This window comes from Rahnella variigena, assembly GCF_003610915.1.
Taxonomy (GTDB): Bacteria; Pseudomonadota; Gammaproteobacteria; order Enterobacterales; family Enterobacteriaceae; genus Rahnella; species Rahnella variigena.
This window is the reverse complement of the sequence record NZ_NSDJ01000001.1, coordinates 2771055-2788672: the sequence shown is the minus strand read 5'-3', so window position 1 is coordinate 2788672 and position 17618 is coordinate 2771055. Positions and strand designations below refer to the sequence as shown.

Annotated in this window: 16 protein-coding genes; all 16 read right to left on the bottom strand. The window is 54.8% G+C overall.

Annotated features, from left to right (window positions below):
- Window positions 1–403: 403 nt before the first annotated feature.
- Complete coding sequence (locus CKQ54_RS13045; RefSeq protein WP_120162758.1) at window positions 404–1138, bottom strand: SDR family NAD(P)-dependent oxidoreductase; 735 nt, start codon at window positions 1136–1138, stop codon at window positions 404–406.
- A gap of 8 nt (window positions 1139–1146) precedes the next feature.
- Window positions 1147–1401, bottom strand: coding sequence for an acyl carrier protein (locus CKQ54_RS13040; protein ID WP_112287865.1), 255 nt, complete (start codon window positions 1399–1401; stop codon window positions 1147–1149).
- Between the two features lie 55 nt (window positions 1402–1456).
- Window positions 1457–2281 carry a MaoC/PaaZ C-terminal domain-containing protein gene (locus CKQ54_RS13035; protein ID WP_120162742.1) on the bottom strand — a complete coding sequence of 275 codons (825 nt, stop codon included), beginning with the start codon at window positions 2279–2281 and terminating at the stop codon, window positions 1457–1459.
- Window positions 2281–3552 (bottom strand): beta-ketoacyl-[acyl-carrier-protein] synthase family protein, encoded by a 1272-nt coding sequence (locus CKQ54_RS13030; protein ID WP_120162741.1) that lies wholly within the window; start codon window positions 3550–3552, stop codon window positions 2281–2283. Before CKQ54_RS13030 ends, CKQ54_RS13035 begins: the two co-directional genes overlap by 1 nt.
- 3 nt (window positions 3553–3555) lie before the next feature.
- Window positions 3556–4950 carry an efflux transporter outer membrane subunit gene (locus CKQ54_RS13025; RefSeq protein ID WP_120162740.1) on the bottom strand — a complete coding sequence of 465 codons (1395 nt, stop codon included), beginning with the start codon at window positions 4948–4950 and terminating at the stop codon, window positions 3556–3558.
- Window positions 4947–6890: a MacB family efflux pump subunit gene (locus tag CKQ54_RS13020; protein ID WP_120162739.1), complete on the bottom strand. Its 1944-nt coding sequence runs from the start codon at window positions 6888–6890 to the stop codon at window positions 4947–4949. Before CKQ54_RS13020 ends, CKQ54_RS13025 begins: the two co-directional genes overlap by 4 nt.
- The gene (locus tag CKQ54_RS13015) at window positions 6883–8052 is read right to left on the bottom strand and encodes an efflux RND transporter periplasmic adaptor subunit (protein ID WP_474088924.1); all 1170 of its coding nucleotides are present in this window, start codon (window positions 8050–8052) and stop codon (window positions 6883–6885) included. The genes CKQ54_RS13020 and CKQ54_RS13015 overlap by 8 nt, the downstream gene beginning before the upstream one ends.
- 8 nt (window positions 8053–8060) lie before the next feature.
- Window positions 8061–10199 carry a peptidase domain-containing ABC transporter gene (locus CKQ54_RS13010; protein ID WP_120162738.1) on the bottom strand — a complete coding sequence of 713 codons (2139 nt, stop codon included), beginning with the start codon at window positions 10197–10199 and terminating at the stop codon, window positions 8061–8063.
- A gap of 63 nt (window positions 10200–10262) precedes the next feature.
- The gene (locus tag CKQ54_RS13005; RefSeq protein WP_120162737.1) at window positions 10263–11210 is read right to left on the bottom strand and encodes a lysophospholipid acyltransferase family protein; all 948 of its coding nucleotides are present in this window, start codon (window positions 11208–11210) and stop codon (window positions 10263–10265) included.
- Window positions 11210–11884 (bottom strand): DsbA family protein, encoded by a 675-nt coding sequence (locus CKQ54_RS13000; protein WP_120162736.1) that lies wholly within the window; start codon window positions 11882–11884, stop codon window positions 11210–11212. Before CKQ54_RS13000 ends, CKQ54_RS13005 begins: the two co-directional genes overlap by 1 nt.
- 138 nt (window positions 11885–12022) lie before the next feature.
- Complete coding sequence (locus CKQ54_RS12995; protein ID WP_095922324.1) at window positions 12023–12214, bottom strand: DUF4762 family protein; 192 nt, start codon at window positions 12212–12214, stop codon at window positions 12023–12025.
- 527 nt (window positions 12215–12741) lie between these two features.
- On the bottom strand, window positions 12742–13386 hold the full coding sequence (gene cheZ / locus CKQ54_RS12990; protein ID WP_112291593.1) for a protein phosphatase CheZ: 645 nt from the start codon (window positions 13384–13386) through the stop codon (window positions 12742–12744).
- Window positions 13387–13396: 10 nt separating this feature from the next.
- Window positions 13397–13786 carry a chemotaxis response regulator CheY gene (cheY, locus tag CKQ54_RS12985; RefSeq protein ID WP_104922338.1) on the bottom strand — a complete coding sequence of 130 codons (390 nt, stop codon included), beginning with the start codon at window positions 13784–13786 and terminating at the stop codon, window positions 13397–13399.
- A 46-nt stretch (window positions 13787–13832) separates the two neighbouring features.
- A complete protein-coding gene (locus tag CKQ54_RS12980) occupies window positions 13833–14882 on the bottom strand; it encodes a protein-glutamate methylesterase/protein-glutamine glutaminase (protein WP_120131073.1) in 1050 nt (349 codons plus the stop codon).
- Window positions 14882–15754 (bottom strand): protein-glutamate O-methyltransferase CheR, encoded by an 873-nt coding sequence (gene cheR, locus CKQ54_RS12975; protein ID WP_101078653.1) that lies wholly within the window; start codon window positions 15752–15754, stop codon window positions 14882–14884. The genes CKQ54_RS12980 and cheR overlap by 1 nt, the downstream gene beginning before the upstream one ends.
- Window positions 15755–15837: 83 nt before the next feature.
- Window positions 15838–17508: a methyl-accepting chemotaxis protein gene (locus tag CKQ54_RS12970; protein WP_120162735.1), complete on the bottom strand. Its 1671-nt coding sequence runs from the start codon at window positions 17506–17508 to the stop codon at window positions 15838–15840.
- Between the last annotated feature and the right edge of the window lie 110 nt (window positions 17509–17618).

The window sequence follows — 17618 nt, the reverse complement described above, 5'->3', positions numbered from 1 at the left end:
CGGAGGCGCAATTTAAAATAATTCACGGTTTTTAAACTATTGTGAATTATATTTAACCTGTCGCGGACGTGGCAATCAGCATGGCGTATTTTCGCATTAACTCTTTAATCCCCTCTCAATTCGGGGGCTACGGAGGCGTTTTATCCTGCCTGTGGCAGGAATTTTTTACAAGGAAATTTCTGAGGCTTTTTACACATTTTCAAAGCGGGAGAGGATTTTATTTCAGGGGTATAGCTGAACATCCGAAAGTTGTGCCAAATATTCGGTGATCTGGCAACCACAAGTCATTTTTTTACCGGCTACGGCGGGGATAAGTAAAGCAGGAACAACCTGAGGTTGCATAAAAGCAAAAAAAACAGGACGCAATGCGTCCTGTTTTGGCCAGGCTGAAGATAACGGGGGATCAGGCGGAAAGACCACCGTCCAGAATGAGACTTTGTCCGGTCATGTACGTGCTGTCTTCACTGACCAGCCACGCCACCGCGCCTGCCACTTCGTCCACCTTTCCGAAACGTTTCATCGGAATGGTTTTACGCAGCGCCACCAGCTTATCTTTAGGCATATCAGCGAGAATTTCGGTGTCGATATAACCGGGCAGCAGGCAGTTAACCCGAACGTTAAAGCGCCCCAGCTCTACCGATAACGTCCGCGCCAGGCCGATCATCGCTGCCTTACTCGCCGCATAAGCGCTCTGGCCACTGTTACCCTTTATGCCCGTCACCGACGACATCATTACCACCGAACCACCGCCCTGCATCATCATCGGTTCAAGTAACTGCCTGTTCCAGTAGAAGATGGCGTTTAAGTTGGTGTCCATGACTTTGCGCCAGTTATCCGCGTTCTGGTGAATATGCAGTGCATCAAGGGTGATACCCGCATTATGCACCACTGCACGCGGCGCGCCGTAGCGTGCCAGCAGGTCAGTGGCCAGACGCATAACTGCCTGCTCATCACGCCCGTCGCACTGATGACTTTCGACCCGGCCGGGCAATCCCGCACAGGCCAGTTCCACCTCACGGGCGGCGCTTTCGCCCTGACACCAGGTAAACACCACATTCCATTCTTTCGCCAGACGCTGCACGGCGGCGCGTCCGATCCCCCGGCTGCCACCGGTGATTAAAATCCATTGATTTTCCATGACTTCTTTCATGGCTTAGTGGCTTTTTCGCTGAGATACTGGCACAGCTCACGCACCGTAATGTTCACGTTATCGACGAACAAATCAGCTTCGATGGTGACGCCAAACTCTTTCTTCGCCAGCACCATCAGTTCAACGTAATCCAGGCTGTCGAGTTTGAGCTGATATAACGGCATGTCCGGGGTGAGATCTTCCTGTTCCAGATCCTTCGCGTCACACAGCATCTCGCAAACCTTGCTGTAAACCTCATCATAATTCGCCATGTTTTATTCCTTTAAGTGAGTCAGTTGTCTTTGTTTTTTATGAAAAATCAGTGTGTCATTCAGTCAGCGGTCCGGTTTTAAGCGTGACTGCGACGGACATCAGCGGTTCACCGTCCTGCCATGCCTGAATGCCTGCCAGCAGCACCAGTCCGCGCTGTTTGTCGCCCATGATCAGCGTCGGCCGGATGGCGTAATGTATCGCGCCGAAATACTGTCCCTGCTCTGTCTGGGTCAGTAATTGCGGGGAAAAATGCGTTTCATGATGCGTCTGCACCACCTGTACCCGGGTAAACACGTCACCCAGGCTGGTCGCCTGAACCGACGGTAAAAGATTGTGCACGGTTTCAAGCGTCTGCGGAGCGTTCACCAGCTGGCGAAACAGCACCGCGTCGAGAAAGCTCCACGCCGGAACCACCGGGCTGCCGACAGCCAGAAACTGTGTATGCAGCGTTGCCATTTCCTGCGCGCCCAGCGTATTCATCTGCGTGACCGGCGGTAACACCAGCGCGTCCGTCGCAGTCAGTTTGCTGCTGATGCTGGCCTGCTGTGTCTGCACACGACGCAAACTGGCGCTCAGCTGCACACCATCATCACGCAGCGTTTCGCGCACCGGCAGCTGATACAGCGTGTCGCACAACACCGGTTCGCGCAGACGGCTGGTGAACATCAGCCCGTCTGCCGTAAACCCGTGCTTTTCACGCGAGGTACTCAGCGCCGATTTCATATCCAGCATCGCGCGCATTCCGTGAACGCATAATCCGGTCAGACCAAGACGCTGCGCCTCTGCCGCGTCAAAATGGATCGGATTGTAATCACCGGAAAATGCCGCCCAGCGTTCGGCATCCGACAGGCTGTAACGCAGAGTGTCAGCCGCCAGCATTATTTCCCCCTTCCGATCACCAGCGCCGCGTTCGCCCCGCCGAAGCCGAAACTCAGGTTCAGCGTGGTATTCAGTACCGCCGGACGATGCACGTTGGGGACGTAATCCAGATCGCACGCCGGATCGGGCGCATCAAGATGGCAGGTTGCGGGCATGATCTGATGCTCAAGCGCCTGCAGACAGACGATGGATTCAAAACTCCCTGCTGCCGCGATCAGATGTCCGGTATAGGATTTGGTACTGGAGCATGGCGTGGCGTAAGCCGCCGTTTCGCCCAGCGCAATCTTGATCGCTTCGGTTTCGTTGAGATCGTTGAGCTGTGTAGAGGTGCCGTGCGCATTGATATAATCCAGATCGCTGGCAGCAATACCGGCCTGCGCCAGCGCATGGCGGATGGTTTGCACCCGCGCAATTTTGTCTTCAGCGGGTGCGGTAAAATCAAAGGCATCGGAGAAATTGCCGTAACCCAGGATCTCACCGAGAATGTTTGCGCCGCGCGCAAGGGCAGATTCCCGCTCTTCCAGACACAGCACCGCCGCACCCTCGCTGAGCACAAAACCGTTGCGATGCAGGCTGAACGGGCAACAGGCGCGGGTGATTTCTTCCTGTTCACTGGCCAGCGCGCCCAGCACGTCAATATTCCATACTGCCGAATCAGAGCGCAGTGATTCCCCCGCGCCCGCCAGCATCATGCTGGCCCGGCCATTGCGGATCAGTTCGAACGCATCGCCGACCGCGATGGTTCCGGTCGCACAGGCCGCGACCGGCGTGTTCTGATAGCCACGCAACCCCCACAGCAGACTCACAGCCGCCGTGGCGGAATTCGGCATGGAGAAAAAGCAGCCAAAAGGAGATCCCATACCGGTACGCAGATAGTCTTCGTAATGCAGCTGGGTTTCATCCTGCCCCGCCCAGCCGGTGCCAATAATGACGCCGCAGTCGCGCAAATCGTAATGTTGCTCCGGCTTGTCATCGCCAAACGCCATCTGCATGGCTTCCCGCGCGGATGCCAGTGTCAGCCGGGCATAACGCGGCAGGCGGCGACGGATCGCCGCGGGCACGCCTTTGAACGAAGGTTCATGATCAATCAGGCCGTAAAAACGCGATTTAATCCCGGCAGCTGATTTGTCGCAGTAGCGGTAGCCGGGGGTGTAATCCATGATCGCGGCCCAGCTTTCGGCGGAGTTCATTCCCAGCGGGGTCACCGCACCGTAACCGGTCACGACCACCCGACGCGGCGTGTCTGCCGTCTGTAAAACATCCTTTTGCATGCTTTATCCTTGTTGACTCAATGTGTTGTCTTCCCCGCCACCCAGCGCCAGCCAGAGTTTCATCGTGGAATACAGATAGTTATATTGCGTGGTGACCAGCGTGTTCTGGCTGTCGAGCAAGGTGTTCTGCGCGTCGAGCAGCGTCTGATACACCACCGAACCGTGGCGATACTGGCTTTCCACCAGTGCCAGCCGCTGCTGACTTAATGCCAGATCTTGCAGCTGCCGCTGTTTTTCCTGCTGATAGGTAAGCCGCTGCGACATGGCATTGTCGATATCCTGCAACGCGCTGTACGACGCGCTGCGGAACTGAATCGCCGCGGTTTGCACATCCAGACCGGATTGTTCAACGGTCAGCCGCACTTTGTTCCATTCGATAAACGGCAGGTCGAGCGCAGAGCCGAGCGTTCTGGCCGGATTGCTGAACCATTGCTGAAACACAGAAGCCCCGGCATTCAGCGACGCATTCAGCGTCAGCGACGGATAAAAGCTCAGCCGTGCGACGTCCGAACCGGCCAGCGCCGCACGCAGATTCAGCTCAGCCGACTGCACGTCCGGCCTTCTGGCGATCACTTCAAGCGGTAAACGCTGCGCCACCGGCACGCTCTGATGAATATCCAGCGACTGACGCTCCGCAGGGTATTGCCCCGGCGGGCGGCTGAGTAAAATCGCCAGTGCATTTCGGTTTTCATCGCGCTGTTGATACAAATCGCGCAGATTGTTTTCGCGGCTCAGCACCGTTTGCTGTGCCTGCAAATAATCCAGCTGACCGAGATCACCGGCTTTCCAGCGTGACGTCACCATCGCCAGGGTTTCACGGGCAATCGCCAGACTTTGCTGCAAATTACTGATCTGCTGATTCAGGCTGGCAATCTGCCAGTAAAGCTGTGAGGTAGTGCCGATGAGCGTCAGCGCCGTGGCCTGCAAATCCTGCTGCGAGGCTTTTGCCAGCCACTCGGACTGCTCGCGGGTGCGCGCCAGTTTCCCCCACAGATCCAGCTCATAAGAGGCCGACAGTGAGTTTGCGTAACTTTCGACCGGCGTGGTCTCGCGGCGCATATTTTTGGTGTTGCTGGCCGATGCACTGGCGGAAAAATCAGGGGTCAGATTCAGATCTGAGATCCCCGCCGTCAGCAGCGCCTGCCGCAGTTTTATGCCCGCCAGCGCCAGATCGTTATTGCTTTGCAACGCGGAAACAATCAGCCGTGACAGCTGCGGGTCATCAAAGTTATCCCACCAGTGCGGGGAAAATTTCGCCACGCCTTCGCCGGTATCCTGCACGCGCCAGGTTTGCGGAACTGAGAGCATCGGCCGCTGGTATTCGCTTTTCAGCGCCTGACCACAGCCGGTCATCAGTAACGTCATCACCGCCATTGAGAGTAAATTCAGTTTGTTCATTCGCGTGCCAGCGCCTCTGTCGGATGCAAACGCGCGGCGTTGCGTGCCGGGAAAAAGCCGAAGCCGAGCCCGATAAGCGCCGAGAAACCGCAGGCTAAAAGGATCGGCGGCCAGGTGAAAATCATGGTGAATTCCTGCGTAACCTGAGAAAAAATCAGCCCTGCCACGCCGGATCCGACAATGCCGATCAGACCGCCTAGGGTACAAATCACCACCGCCTCAATCAGGAACTGACGCATGATGTCCGCCGGACGTGCGCCAACCGACAGACGAATGCCGATCTCGTGCGTTCTTTCCGTCACCGACACCAGCATGATGTTCATCACGCCCACACCGCCCACCAGCAGCGAAATCCCGGCAATCGCGGTGATCAGCAGCGTCATGGATTCCGACGTTTTACGGATGGTTTTCGTCAGCTGGTCGTTGGTCATGGTGAAGAAATCGCGTTTGCCATGCGCCGAATCCAGCAGTTGCTCAACGTTACGCTGGGCGACATCCGTCGGATAACCGTCGGCAATGCGCAGGGTGATGGATTGCAGCGGCGTATCCCCCGACATGCGCTCCAGTAAGGAGGTGTAAGGGATCCACGCGCCGAGCTGCTCGCCGATATACTTCGGCCCTTTTTTATCCGCCACGCCGATCACCCGGTAAGGCACGCCGGAAAGCTGGATAATTTCACCCAGCGGATCCTGTCCGGGAAACAGCGTACTGCGCACATTTGGGTCGATAATCACTACCGGCTCGCGGTCGTCGAGATCGCGCGGGGTAAAACGGTTTCCGGCAATAAAGTTAAGCCCCTGTACGCGAAAGAATCCGTTACTGACGCCCGACAACGACACCAGCACCTGCTTACCGCCGCGGATTGCCATCACAGTTTTGCTCACTACCGGCGACAGGCTGTCGATGTACGGCTGTCTGCCGAGCAAATCCACGTCTTCCAGCGTCAGGGAACGTTCAAAATCAGGACGCGGTTTATCCCAGCCCAGACCGGGCTGAATTTCGATGGTGCTGGTACCAAGCTGGCTTATCTGGCTGAGAATGCTCTGCCGTGCGCCCTCGCCCACCGCCATCGAGGACACCACCGAAGAGATGCCGATAATGATGCCGAGCATGGAAAGAAAGGCGCGGATCCGGTGTCCGAGCAGGGAACGCCACGCCATGCGCACCGCTTCTTTCAGACTCTGCCAGAGCGGCGTGCGTCCGGTAGCGGCAATGGCCGGTAATCCCTGAGATTTGCCCTGCTGCATCACCGGATTGATGCGGTCTGCGACAATCTCGCCGTCGTGGATTTCGACAATACGCTGACACTGTTCGGCGATACTGCGGTCGTGGGTGACGATAATCAGCGTATGCCCGGCCTGATGCAGGCCATGCAAAATCGCCATCAGCTCCTGACCGCTGGTGCTGTCCAGCGCGCCGGTCGGCTCATCGGCCAGGATCACCGGCGCACCGTTCATCAGTGCCCGCGCAATACTGACACGTTGCTGTTGCCCGCCGGAAAGCTGCGCGGGCCGGTAATTCATGCGGTTGCCAAGCCCTAACCGGTTGAGTAAATGTTCCGCCCGTGCCTGACGCTCAGCCGCGGGCATGTCGGTATACAGCGCCGGAATGGTGACGTTTTCGAGGGCCGTGAGATACGGCATCAGGTGATAGCGCTGAAAAATAAAGCCCAGATACTGGCTGCGCAATTGCGCCAGCTGTTCGCTGGTCGCCACATGCGCAGGCACATCCATAATGCGCATTTCGCCTTCCGACGGCTTATCCAGACAACCTAGAATGTTCATCAGCGTCGATTTACCCGAACCGGACGCGCCAATAATCGCCAGCATTTCCCCGGCATTGACGCGCAGGGAAATATCTTTGAGCACGGTGACGGCAGCGTTGCCCTCACCAAAACGGCGGGAGATATGCGAAAGTTCGATGACCGGAGAATTAGCCATTTGCCGTCTCTGCCTCATTTTGCATCATCACCACGTGCTCTCCTTCGCGCAGCCCGTCTTTCACTTCGACAAACTGACGGTCATTAATGCCCGCACGGATCACCCGTTGTTCGGTCTTGTCGCCGTTCACCACCTGCACCTGATACCGGTCATCGCCCAGTGGCTGACCCAGTGCCATCACCGGCAGACGCAGCACATTTTTAGCCTGTTCGGTGATGATAAATACCTGCGCGGTCATTGAGGTGCGCAGCAGATGATCGGGATTCGGCACGCTGAACACGCCGTTGTAATAGACGGCAGAAGGTTGCTGAGTCTGGCTGCTGGTGCTTTCATCCTGTAAAGCGTCGTTTGGCGCGTCCTGCAAGGTGCCCATGACGCTCTGATAACGATGTTTGGGATCGGCGACCACGTAAAACCACAGCGGCTGACCAGGATGCACTTTCAGGATATCGGTTTCTGAAATACGGGTCTGCACCGTCATGGTATCGACGTTGGCCAGCACCAGAATGGTTGGCGCAGTCTGCGAGGAGACCACGGTTTGCCCTTCTTTGGTGACGATGCCGAGCACCTGCCCGTCCACCGGTGCCAGGATCCGCGTATAGCCCAGATTGGCTTTCGCCGTTTCCAGCGCCATCTGCGCCTGCACAATCTGCGCTTCATTGACTTTGATCTGCGCTTTCTGGGTATCGACTTTAGCCTGCGCCTGCTCGAGATTACTTTTGGTGCCTGATCCGTCGCGATCCATCTGTAACTGACGTTTCAGCTCCAGCTGATATTGCGTCAGCGTATACAGCGACGCCTGTTTTTGCGCCACGGCACTGTCGAGTTCCGCCTCGGATTTACGCAGTTCGCTCTGTTGCAGCGTCGGGTCGATTTCGGCCAGTAACTGGCCTTTGGTGACCCGGTCGCCCGCACGGACATACAGTTTTTTCAACTGACCGTTGACCTGCGCACCGACGTTGACCTGCGCGGAAGGTTTGAGGATACCGGTCGCCAGTACGGTTTTTTCGATATCCCCGCGACCGATGGCCTGTGAGACCAGCGGCGCGGCGGTGCCGGACATCATGCTGTGTACGCCGTACGCAGCAGCGACCAGCAGGATCAACACCACAAGGATCAGCGTATAAAATGCCTTGCGGTGTCCGGCGGCGATGTGTCTGATTGAGAAACTCACACCGGTTCTCCTTGCGGGGTGATAGCGGAAATCACAGCGCCCGTTGTCGCGGCTACGCGGCCATTTCTCATCACACAGACCCGGTCAAACAAGGCCAGCGCGGTTTCGCTGTGCGTTACGGTGATCAGGGTTTTTCCGTATTCACGGCAATGGCTGATCAGGGCTTGCATCACCTGCTGCGCCGTCTCTTCATCGAGATTGGCCGTCGGCTCATCCAGCACCATCACCGGACAATCGCTGTACATCGCACGCGCCAGCATCAGACGCTGACGTTGCCCCAGCGACAGCGCGGGATGGCTTTCGCGGATCAGCGCGTTTTGTTTGCCTGGCAGACGGTCGATCACCTCCGTCAGGTTCAGCCCGCGCAGCGACTTATCGATACGCAACTGCTTCTGCGCGTCGTGTTCACGATCAAACAGCGTGATGTTTTGCAGAACGCTGGTATTGAACAGGATGTCCTCCTGACTTTGCAGGAAAAACAGCTTCTGTGCCTGACGGCTGCTGACCGGCTGTCCGTCGGCCAGGATTTCTCCGCCCTGAGGTTCGATAAGTCCGGTAATGACTTTCAGCAGCGTACTTTTCCCCGCGCCCGACTCACCGACAATCGCCAGCGTTTCGCCATGACGCACCGTCACCGACACGTGATCCAGCACCGGTTTACCGGGATCGTAAGCAAACTGAAGTTCCCGGTAGCTGAGCTCCTGGCTGAAACGGACAGGCGGCAGTAAGTCACCGGCGGCCTCTTCCCTGACCGGCGGGAACAGATCGGCGGCACGGGTATCAATCACGTGCAGCTGATTCTTTTGCAGCACAGAGAAGAAAATCTGCGTGATGTAAGCGGTAAAAATCTGACGCACAAAGCTGTAGGCAAAGAATTCACCCAGTGAAATCCGGTTATCTTTCAGCAACGGCAGCGCCAGCAGCATAAAGAACACCATCTCGAGGCTGCCAATCAGCTGATACAGGCTACTTTTCACCTGCTCGTACACTTTCTGTTTCTGGCGGCAGTCAAACAGCGACAGTGCATATCCGGCGAATGCCGCCTGACGCTGGCTGTTCAGTCCGGCGGATTTGAGCGTGGCGAAACCCTGAATAGTTTCCAGCAGGAAGTCGCTTTGTTCCGCACTCTTTACCTGAACCTGCTGGGTGTAATAGCGGTCGCGGAAAATCGCCCAGACACTGACCAGCCCCATCAGCGTGACGCCGATGGCGGAAATGCCGGCCAGCAGCGGGCTGATATAGCACATCACCGCCAGCGCAATCACGCCGACGACCCAGTCCACGCGCAGGCCGTTGTCCAGCTCAATTTTTTGCGCCGCTGCCATCTGCCAGTTGGAGAAACGGCTGTAGATTTCACCGGGGCTGCGTTTCTCAAAGAAAGAAAGCGTGTTGCTCAGCAACCGGGCAAAACCGCTGACGCTTTGCATCACGACAAAACGTTTGATAAACCGCTCGGTTACGCTGCGCACAATAAATGCCAGCAGCGTCGAGACCACGAAGGCCAGCAGGTAATAGAAATACGGGAATTCGGTTTTGCCGCCGGAAGAGAAAACGTTGTTGATTGCCGAGCTGACCATCACCGGCATGATGAACAAGGTCAGTGACACCAGAAATGCCAGCAACATCAGCTTGTAAATGCCGGGGATCGCTGCCGTTTGTTTCAGGCTCATGCATTCGAGTGCGCGGAAACGACGCGTGCGCGGTTGTTTTTCTGCCGGTTGCGCAGTGCGCGGCGCCTCCTGATCGAGCACCACCGCGTAACCACTGATTTCAGATCTGAGCGCGGCAACCGGCAGAAGCTGTTCGCCAATCGCCGGATTCATCACGCAGACATAGCTCCCCTGACGATAGGCCAGCAGGACATAGTGACTGGCACCGTAGTGCAAAATGGCGGGTAAAGGCAGTTCTGCCAGCTCATCGAAATCAAACGCCACCGGATACGCCGGGATCGCCAGCTCAGATAAGATGTCGCACAGGGTCGACAGCGCGGTGCCGTGGGACGATGTCGGGAAACGTTCGCGTAACACGTCCAGCGGCGCGCTGATGCCCTGAGTTTCCGCCAGCATAGAAACACAGGCCAGCGCGCATTCGTTCGTTTCTGCCTGATAAACCAGCTTAGGAATAATATTATCCATAATCGATACCTTAAAACGCCCTGTTCTTTTCAGTAATATCGCTGCGCTGTTGCGGATGGGTTTTCACTCATTAATAAAAAATAACGAATGTGAATGCCACAGCATCCAGTCGGTTGAGTGTTCACGAATACTTTGTTCAATAATACGCGGCATTTTTTCTTTTAATTCTTTTGCACTGACCGGGTCATGAATAACGATATTCAGCCCCTTGTCATAATAAAGATGATAAAAAATCACCTTCGCAGACATCATTCGTGCCAGCCGGATAATACCGCTGTGTAAACTGGCGGGACGACCAAATATCCGGCAGGATAATTTTTCTGCTTTGTCTTTACTGGCGAACTGCGTGAAATCAGGTGTGATATCCGGGAATAAAATAATATTCCGCTGGTTATCGGCGGCCTCCATGACCGACGTCATCAGATTCCCGGCAATATTTTTATTATCTTCATGTATCGAACAATAGGTCAGATCGACGCCACCCAGTTGCCGTTCCGCTGCGGAATGCGCATCCGCGCTGCGCGAGGTAATGACCGTTGCTTTACCCGGAAACGCCGCGGCACCGACCATGGTACTGAGTACGTCCGACACCATGTGTAATGGCGCGAGGATCACCGGCTGACCGGCGCGTTGCAGCGGCTCGACCACCGCATTGAGCCGGGCCGAACAGTCGGCCAGCTCACGTAATGCACGGCGATTCTGTCCGTAGGTCACCGCCTGAATCAGCAGCTGCCGCCGCTGGGTCAGCCAGATATAATCAAATTTCTTATTGTCATTCATCAGACACTGACGGTTAGACTGCGCGACCGCCGCCCGTAATTTCACATCGCGGCCTGTCAGCCCTAAAAAGCGGCTGACGTGGGACAAAGCAAAAATAACGCGATAATGCATGTGCCGGAATAATAAACAATGCGCCCTGTAGCCAGTAAGCCGGAGTTTATACAAAAACCACTGACATCTGACGGTGAGGTTTTTCCAAAACAGCGCGCACCACAGGGCAACGAATTTCATTATTTCTCCGGCGCCTGATCATTCTTCAAAATAGAGAGTAATTTGTCAGAGAATGACGGAAAATCACGATCCTGAATCGCTACCCATTTTTTGCCCACAATAAAGGTCGGCGTAGCATTAATGTCGTAATACTGTGAAACGCGTGTCATATAATCGAGCAGGTCTTTGACTTCTGCCGACTGACTGACTTTATGGTATTCGTCTACATCAATCTTATTCTCTGCCAGCCACGCATCTCGTTTTGCAGGATCACCCAAATCGATGTGATTTTTCATGACCGCGTCATAGGCGCTCTCACGGTGGGCTTCTTCAATGCCCATCACCTGCAATGTGGCAAATACCGGTGCAAAGCGCGCCAGTCCGCCCTGATTATCCAGGCTGAAATGCAGGCGAACCAGTTTCTTACCCGCTGGCATACGTTTTTCCAGCGCCTCAACATTCTTTTCGTTTAATGCACAGTAATGACAACCGTATGAGAAGATTTCAATAATATCTTCACCATCCGTAATCGGACTTTTGGCTAATTTATCCGCCGACAGCGATGTCAGTACCTGTTGTCCGTCATCGCTGGTTTGGTTGCGCACAAGGTAATGGATCCAGGCTGTCGTAATCAGCGCTGAAATAACCGCGACAAAAACGGTATACGCCAGAATGGGCAGAATTCTTTTTTTCATGGGAGGCTTTTCATCCTGAAATAATAATACGCGACGCTCACCGGGGAAATATCAGGCGGGCGTTGTATATGAAATACAACGCCCTGTCAGAAAAACAGTAAAACTATTTATTCTGATTTAATAAGAAACGGATGTTTCTCAGCCTACGTTACCGCAGTTGATGATTGCTGCAGCGGTGAAGGTTTTAGTCACAACGCCATTTTTGTCAGTACAGGTTTTCACTGCGTTACAAACAGTTGCATCACCCACCAGGTTTAATTCAAAGCTGTTTACGCAAGTCGTGGTACCGCCAACAATTGCGCTTGCTTCATTCATGTTGATCTTTTTCATCTGTGATATCCTTATTTAGTTAGAATTAATATAACAATAGTCTGGAGATATTATTCACTGACCTGTTTCCAGTGACTCCCCGCACAGAGAAAACATGATAAAAACATGTCCCCCTGCACTCCGAAATAATCCCCTTGAATATAAACATTCAGGATTTCATTATCGGATGCGGCGCATTGTAGCGGCGGTTTTTTAATTGGGCAATACACCTGAAATGACATGAAGCGAGCAAACTCAACCGTTCGGTTACACAGGTCACAGGAGTTTTCTGATATAAAATTAAGATAAAGCGCACCGGATAAATTCAGCCGTGCCCGATGCCAGATCTGCCTGATTTATGATGCAGGATATTTCTCAGAAAATATTAAGAATAAAGGATCCTGAGACGGCAAAAAATTTTAAAAATAATTTGAGGGAAACGTTATGCAAAGGGTTTGCGCGGACACAGGGAGGAAAAACGAGGAAATGAAGCCAACATCCCATCCGCTCCCTGTCACAGAAAACGGATGGGCACAACACGTTCTTCATCAGAAACCTAATGAATCCAGCAGATCATCAACCTGTTCTTGCGAGGCCACCACGCCGACACCATTCGCGTCGAGTTGCGGGCCGTTCAGCAGGCTGTCAGTTTCGCGTTTCTGCTTAACCTGTTGTTCTGGAATATTTTCCATCAGCACCATCAACAGCTGATTTTCAATTTCCTGAACCACGGTCATCATGCGTTTGATCACCTGGCCGGTCAGATCCTGGAAGTCCTGCGCCATCATGATTTCCATCAGCTGAGCATTGGTAAAGCTGGTGTGCTCAGGGATCTCTTTCAGGTAGCTGCGGGTGTCTGTCACCAGCTCGCGTGCATCCGATAATTCAATCGGATTCTCAAACCATTCATCCCAGCGCTTATCAAGTTTCTTCGCGGCAGATTCAAGTTTGTTCTGACGAGGTTGCGCGGCTTCCACACAGTTCAGGGCGCGCTCGGCGGCCTGCGCTGTCATGGTGACCACATAATCGAGACGATCGCGTGCATCCGGGATCGCTTCAGCTGCCTGAGCAATGGCCTGATCCAGGCCAAGTTCACGCATACTGTCACGCAACATACGGGTCAGTTGCCCAATGCGGGCGATGATATCGCCCGCGGTTGCTGCATCATTTGCAGGCATTGGTATCTCTGCCATAGGTGTGCTCCTACATGCCCAGTTTTTCGAATATTTTGCCCAGCTTTTCTTCCAGCGTGGCGGCGGTAAATGGTTTCACGACATAACCACTGGCACCGGCCTGCGCGGCGGCAACGATGTTTTCTTTCTTCGCTTCTGCCGTCACCATCAGCACCGGCAATTTAGCCAGCGCGCCATCAGCACGGATGGTTTTGAGCAGATCCAGACCGTCCATGTTTGGCATGTTCCAGTCGGATACCACGAAGTCAAAACCGCCAGCACGCAGTTTGTTCAGCGCATCAACGCCGTCTTCCGCTTCTTCAACGTTGTTGAAGCCCAGCTCTTTCAGCAGGTTACGCACGATACGACGCATGGTAGAGAAGTCGTCTACTACCAGGAATCTCAGATTTGGATCGGCCATGTTTTATCTACTCCTAAGGTTTGCTACCCAGCACAAGGCTGAAAAATTAAATACGTAATGCCTGACCGGCTGATATTTGTGCCAGCATCCGCTGACTGATTTGGCTGAGATCCACCACTTCGTTTACGCCGCCGGTGGCGATAGCCTCGCGAGGCATACCGAAAACCACACAGCTGGCTTCGTTTTGTGCAAGGGTGTAAGCCCCTGCGCGGTGCATCTCGAGCATGCCGGCAGCGCCGTCATTGCCCATTCCCGTCAGGATCACCCCGACGGCATTGCGTCCGGCGAACTGCGCCACCGAACGGAATAACACGTCAACCGACGGCCGATGGCGGTTCACTGCCGGACCGTCGTTCAACTTAACCTGATAGTTGGCGCCACTGCGCGCCAGTTCCATATGCCGGTCGCCCGGCGCGATATAGGCGTGCCCCGGCAAAACGCGTTCGCCGTCTTCGGCCTCTTTCACGGTGATCTGACACAGCTTGTTCAGACGTTCCGCAAACGAGCGGGTAAAACCCGGTGGCATATGTTGTGTAATCATCAGCGCCGGACAGGTCGGCGGCAGCGGTTGCAGCACGTGGCGGATAGCCTCGGTGCCACCGGTCGATGACCCAATCGCAATGAGCTTTTCACTGCTCAGCAGCGGCGTATGGCTGAGAATGCGCGGCTGTTCGGTATTGACGCTTTTATTCAGACGCGCTTTTGACGCGGTACGAATTTTATCGGCAATCATTTCGCTGTAAGCCAGCATGCCTTCGCGGATCCCCAGCTGCGGTTTGGTGACGAAATCAATCGCCCCCAGCTCCAGCGCACGCAGGGTGATTTCCGAGCCTTTACCGGTCAGCGACGACACCATGACCACCGGCATCGGGCGCAGGCGCATCAGCTTTTCCAGAAAATCCAGTCCGTCCATACGCGGCATTTCAACATCCAGCGTCAGTACGTCAGGGTTGAATTTTTTGATGAGATCACGCGCCACCAGCGGATCCGGCGCAGTCGCCACCATTTCCATATCCGGATGGCTGTTAATGATTTCAGTCATCAGCTGACGCATTAACGCCGAATCATCGACGCTCAACACTCTGATTTTATTCATTACCTCTCCTTGGCGAGGCCGTAGACGGTCTGACCGCGCAAATAAAATTCCCGGCTGATTTGGCTGAAGTTCTCGGAGTGTCCGGCAAACATCAGACCGCCCGGTTTAAGTAACGGAACAAACCGGCGTAAAATTTTCTCCTGTGTTTCTTTATCGAAATAAATCATCACATTACGGCAAAAAATCGCATCAAAAGGACCGTTTAGCTGCCACTGGTTCGCCAGCAAATTCAGTTGCTGGAAAGCCACCATCTGCGCCAGCTCGGGACGCACACGCACCAGGCCGCTGTGAGGACCGGTGCCTTTGAGGAAAAATTTCTGTAACTGTTGCGGGCTGAGCGTGCGCAACTCTTCCAGCCGGTAAACGCCCGCCGTAGCTTTTTCCAGCACCTGCGTATCAATGTCACTGGCCTGAATACGGCAGCTCGCCATGCGCGGACCCAGCGCTTCACTGAGCGTCATGGCGATGGAATACGGCTCTTCACCTGTCGACGCCGCCGTGCTCCACACACTGTAATTATTCGGGCGTGAACGGGCATGCTCCGCCAGGATCGGGAAGTGGTGTGCTTCACGGAAAAACGCCGTCAGGTTGGTGGTCAGTGCGTTAATAAACGCCTGCCATTCCGGGCTGTTGCTGTCGTTTTCCAGCAATGCCATATAACTGCCAAAGTCGTTCAGCCCGAGGATACGCAACCGCCGGACCAGGCGGTTGTAGACCATTTCGCGTTTATGGTCTGCCAGCACAATTCCTGCACGTTGATAGATAAGTTCACTTATCCGGCGAAAATGGGTATCTGACAGCGGTAAACGCTGGATCATCTGTGCCATGATCGAAGTGTTATCAGCACTCATTGGCGAGCCTGGTTGATTCATGGTGCAGCTCCATTAAAGGGACAGGTGGTGTAACGGGTACCCAATTCACTCTTCATCCGCTGACTGTTCATCAGATGGCCTTATCAGAAGGTTTCCCAGTTATCCGCAGAACCTGCTCGCGCGGGCGCCGCAATTAACGCGGGTTGAGCCACCTGGCGTGGTGTAAAGCCCTGCGCCGGACCGTTGTGGCGCGGCTGAGCACTCCCGGCGGAGGCAAGACGGAACACCGAGACCGCGCGGGTCAGGTTTTCAGACTCCGCTTCCAGCGTATGTGTGGAAGAAGCGGCCTGCTGAACCAGCGTGGCGTTCTGCTGCGTCACCTGATCCATCTGCGTGACGGCTATAGAAACCTGTTCGATGCCGCGACTTTGCTCGTCAGAGGCTGAGGCGATTTCGCCCATGATGTCGGTCACGCGGGTCACGGCGCGAACGATGTCATCCATGGTGTTACCGGCGGATTCCACCAGCACGGAACCCTGGCTGACGCGGCTGACAGATTCATCAATCAGCGCTTTGATTTCTTTCGCGGCCTGTGCGCTGCGCTGCGCGAGGCTGCGCACTTCACCGGCTACCACCGCAAATCCGCGACCCTGCTCACCGGCACGGGCGGCTTCAACGGCGGCGTTCAGCGCCAGAATGTTGGTCTGGAACGCAATGCCATCAATCACGCTGGTAATGGCACTGATTTTTTTCGAGCTGCCCGCGATGTCATTCATGGTCTTCACCACATTGCCGGTCAGTTCACCGCCTTTTTCTGCGGTATTTGAGGCATCACGCGCCAGCTGTGTCGCCTGACGGGCGTTCTCGGCGTTCTGCTTCACGGTGGCGGTCAGCTGTTCCATACTGGCGGCCGTTTCTTCCAGCGCAGAGGCTTGTTGTTCGGTACGCGAAGACAAATCGGTATTGCCCGCAGCGATGCCTTTCAGGCCAGCGAACATGGTGTCAGCGCCGTGGCGTACGGTACGCACCGTTTCTGCCAGCGAGGTCTGCATCTGTTGCAGGCTTTCGAGCATCACTTTGATTTCGTAGCGCCCTTCCGCCACGATCGGCGCAGAAATATCGCCGGAACCGATACGGTCAAAATGGGCACGCATGGTGGTCAGCGGACGGAACAGGATCCGGCGGGTAACGACCAGCGCCAGTGCGGTCAGCGCCAGCAACAACAGGGTGATCACCGTGGTATTGATCATCACGCTCTGATAAGACGCCGCAGTCTGGGTCTGTGCCTGCTGGAAACGGCCACTGACATAGGCGACATAATTGCCAACTTCCTGCTGGAACTGATCCTGATATTTTTGCGTCGGACTGGCGAGAAACGCCTCCATGTCACCGCGCGATAACGAATCAATCAGCACCTGCAACATTCCGTGCAGTGCTTCGTAGCTGGCTTTGTTAACGGTGGTCAGCTCGGAAGCCTTTTCGGTTCTGCGTGGCAGAGCCAGGAAAGCAGCGTAAGAATCTTCAGCACTTTTCAGGCTGTTTTTCGCGTCAACCATCAGTTGCGTCACGGTTTCCTGAGGCTGTTTCAGCGCCAGACGCGTGGCCGCGCGGTTTAGTGTGTTGCGGGTTTGCAGCAGATATGACCAGCTCTGGTTCAGCGCGTCACGCTGCTCAGCAGTATTCGATATCTGCTCAAAATTCATTTTATCCGTGTGGGCGGCATAAAGTGATAAGCCACTGCTCACCAGTTGCATCACAAAAAATACGATCAATAACAAAAACATGCAGGTGGACACACGGATGTGCTTAAACATGGATAACCTCGTTAGGTGTCAGCCCTGACCGGCACCTTATTTCTTAATACCCTTGTTATTCAGGTCTGCAGAGTCGTTGGCTGTGCTGAGTCCCCGAATCACTTACTGAA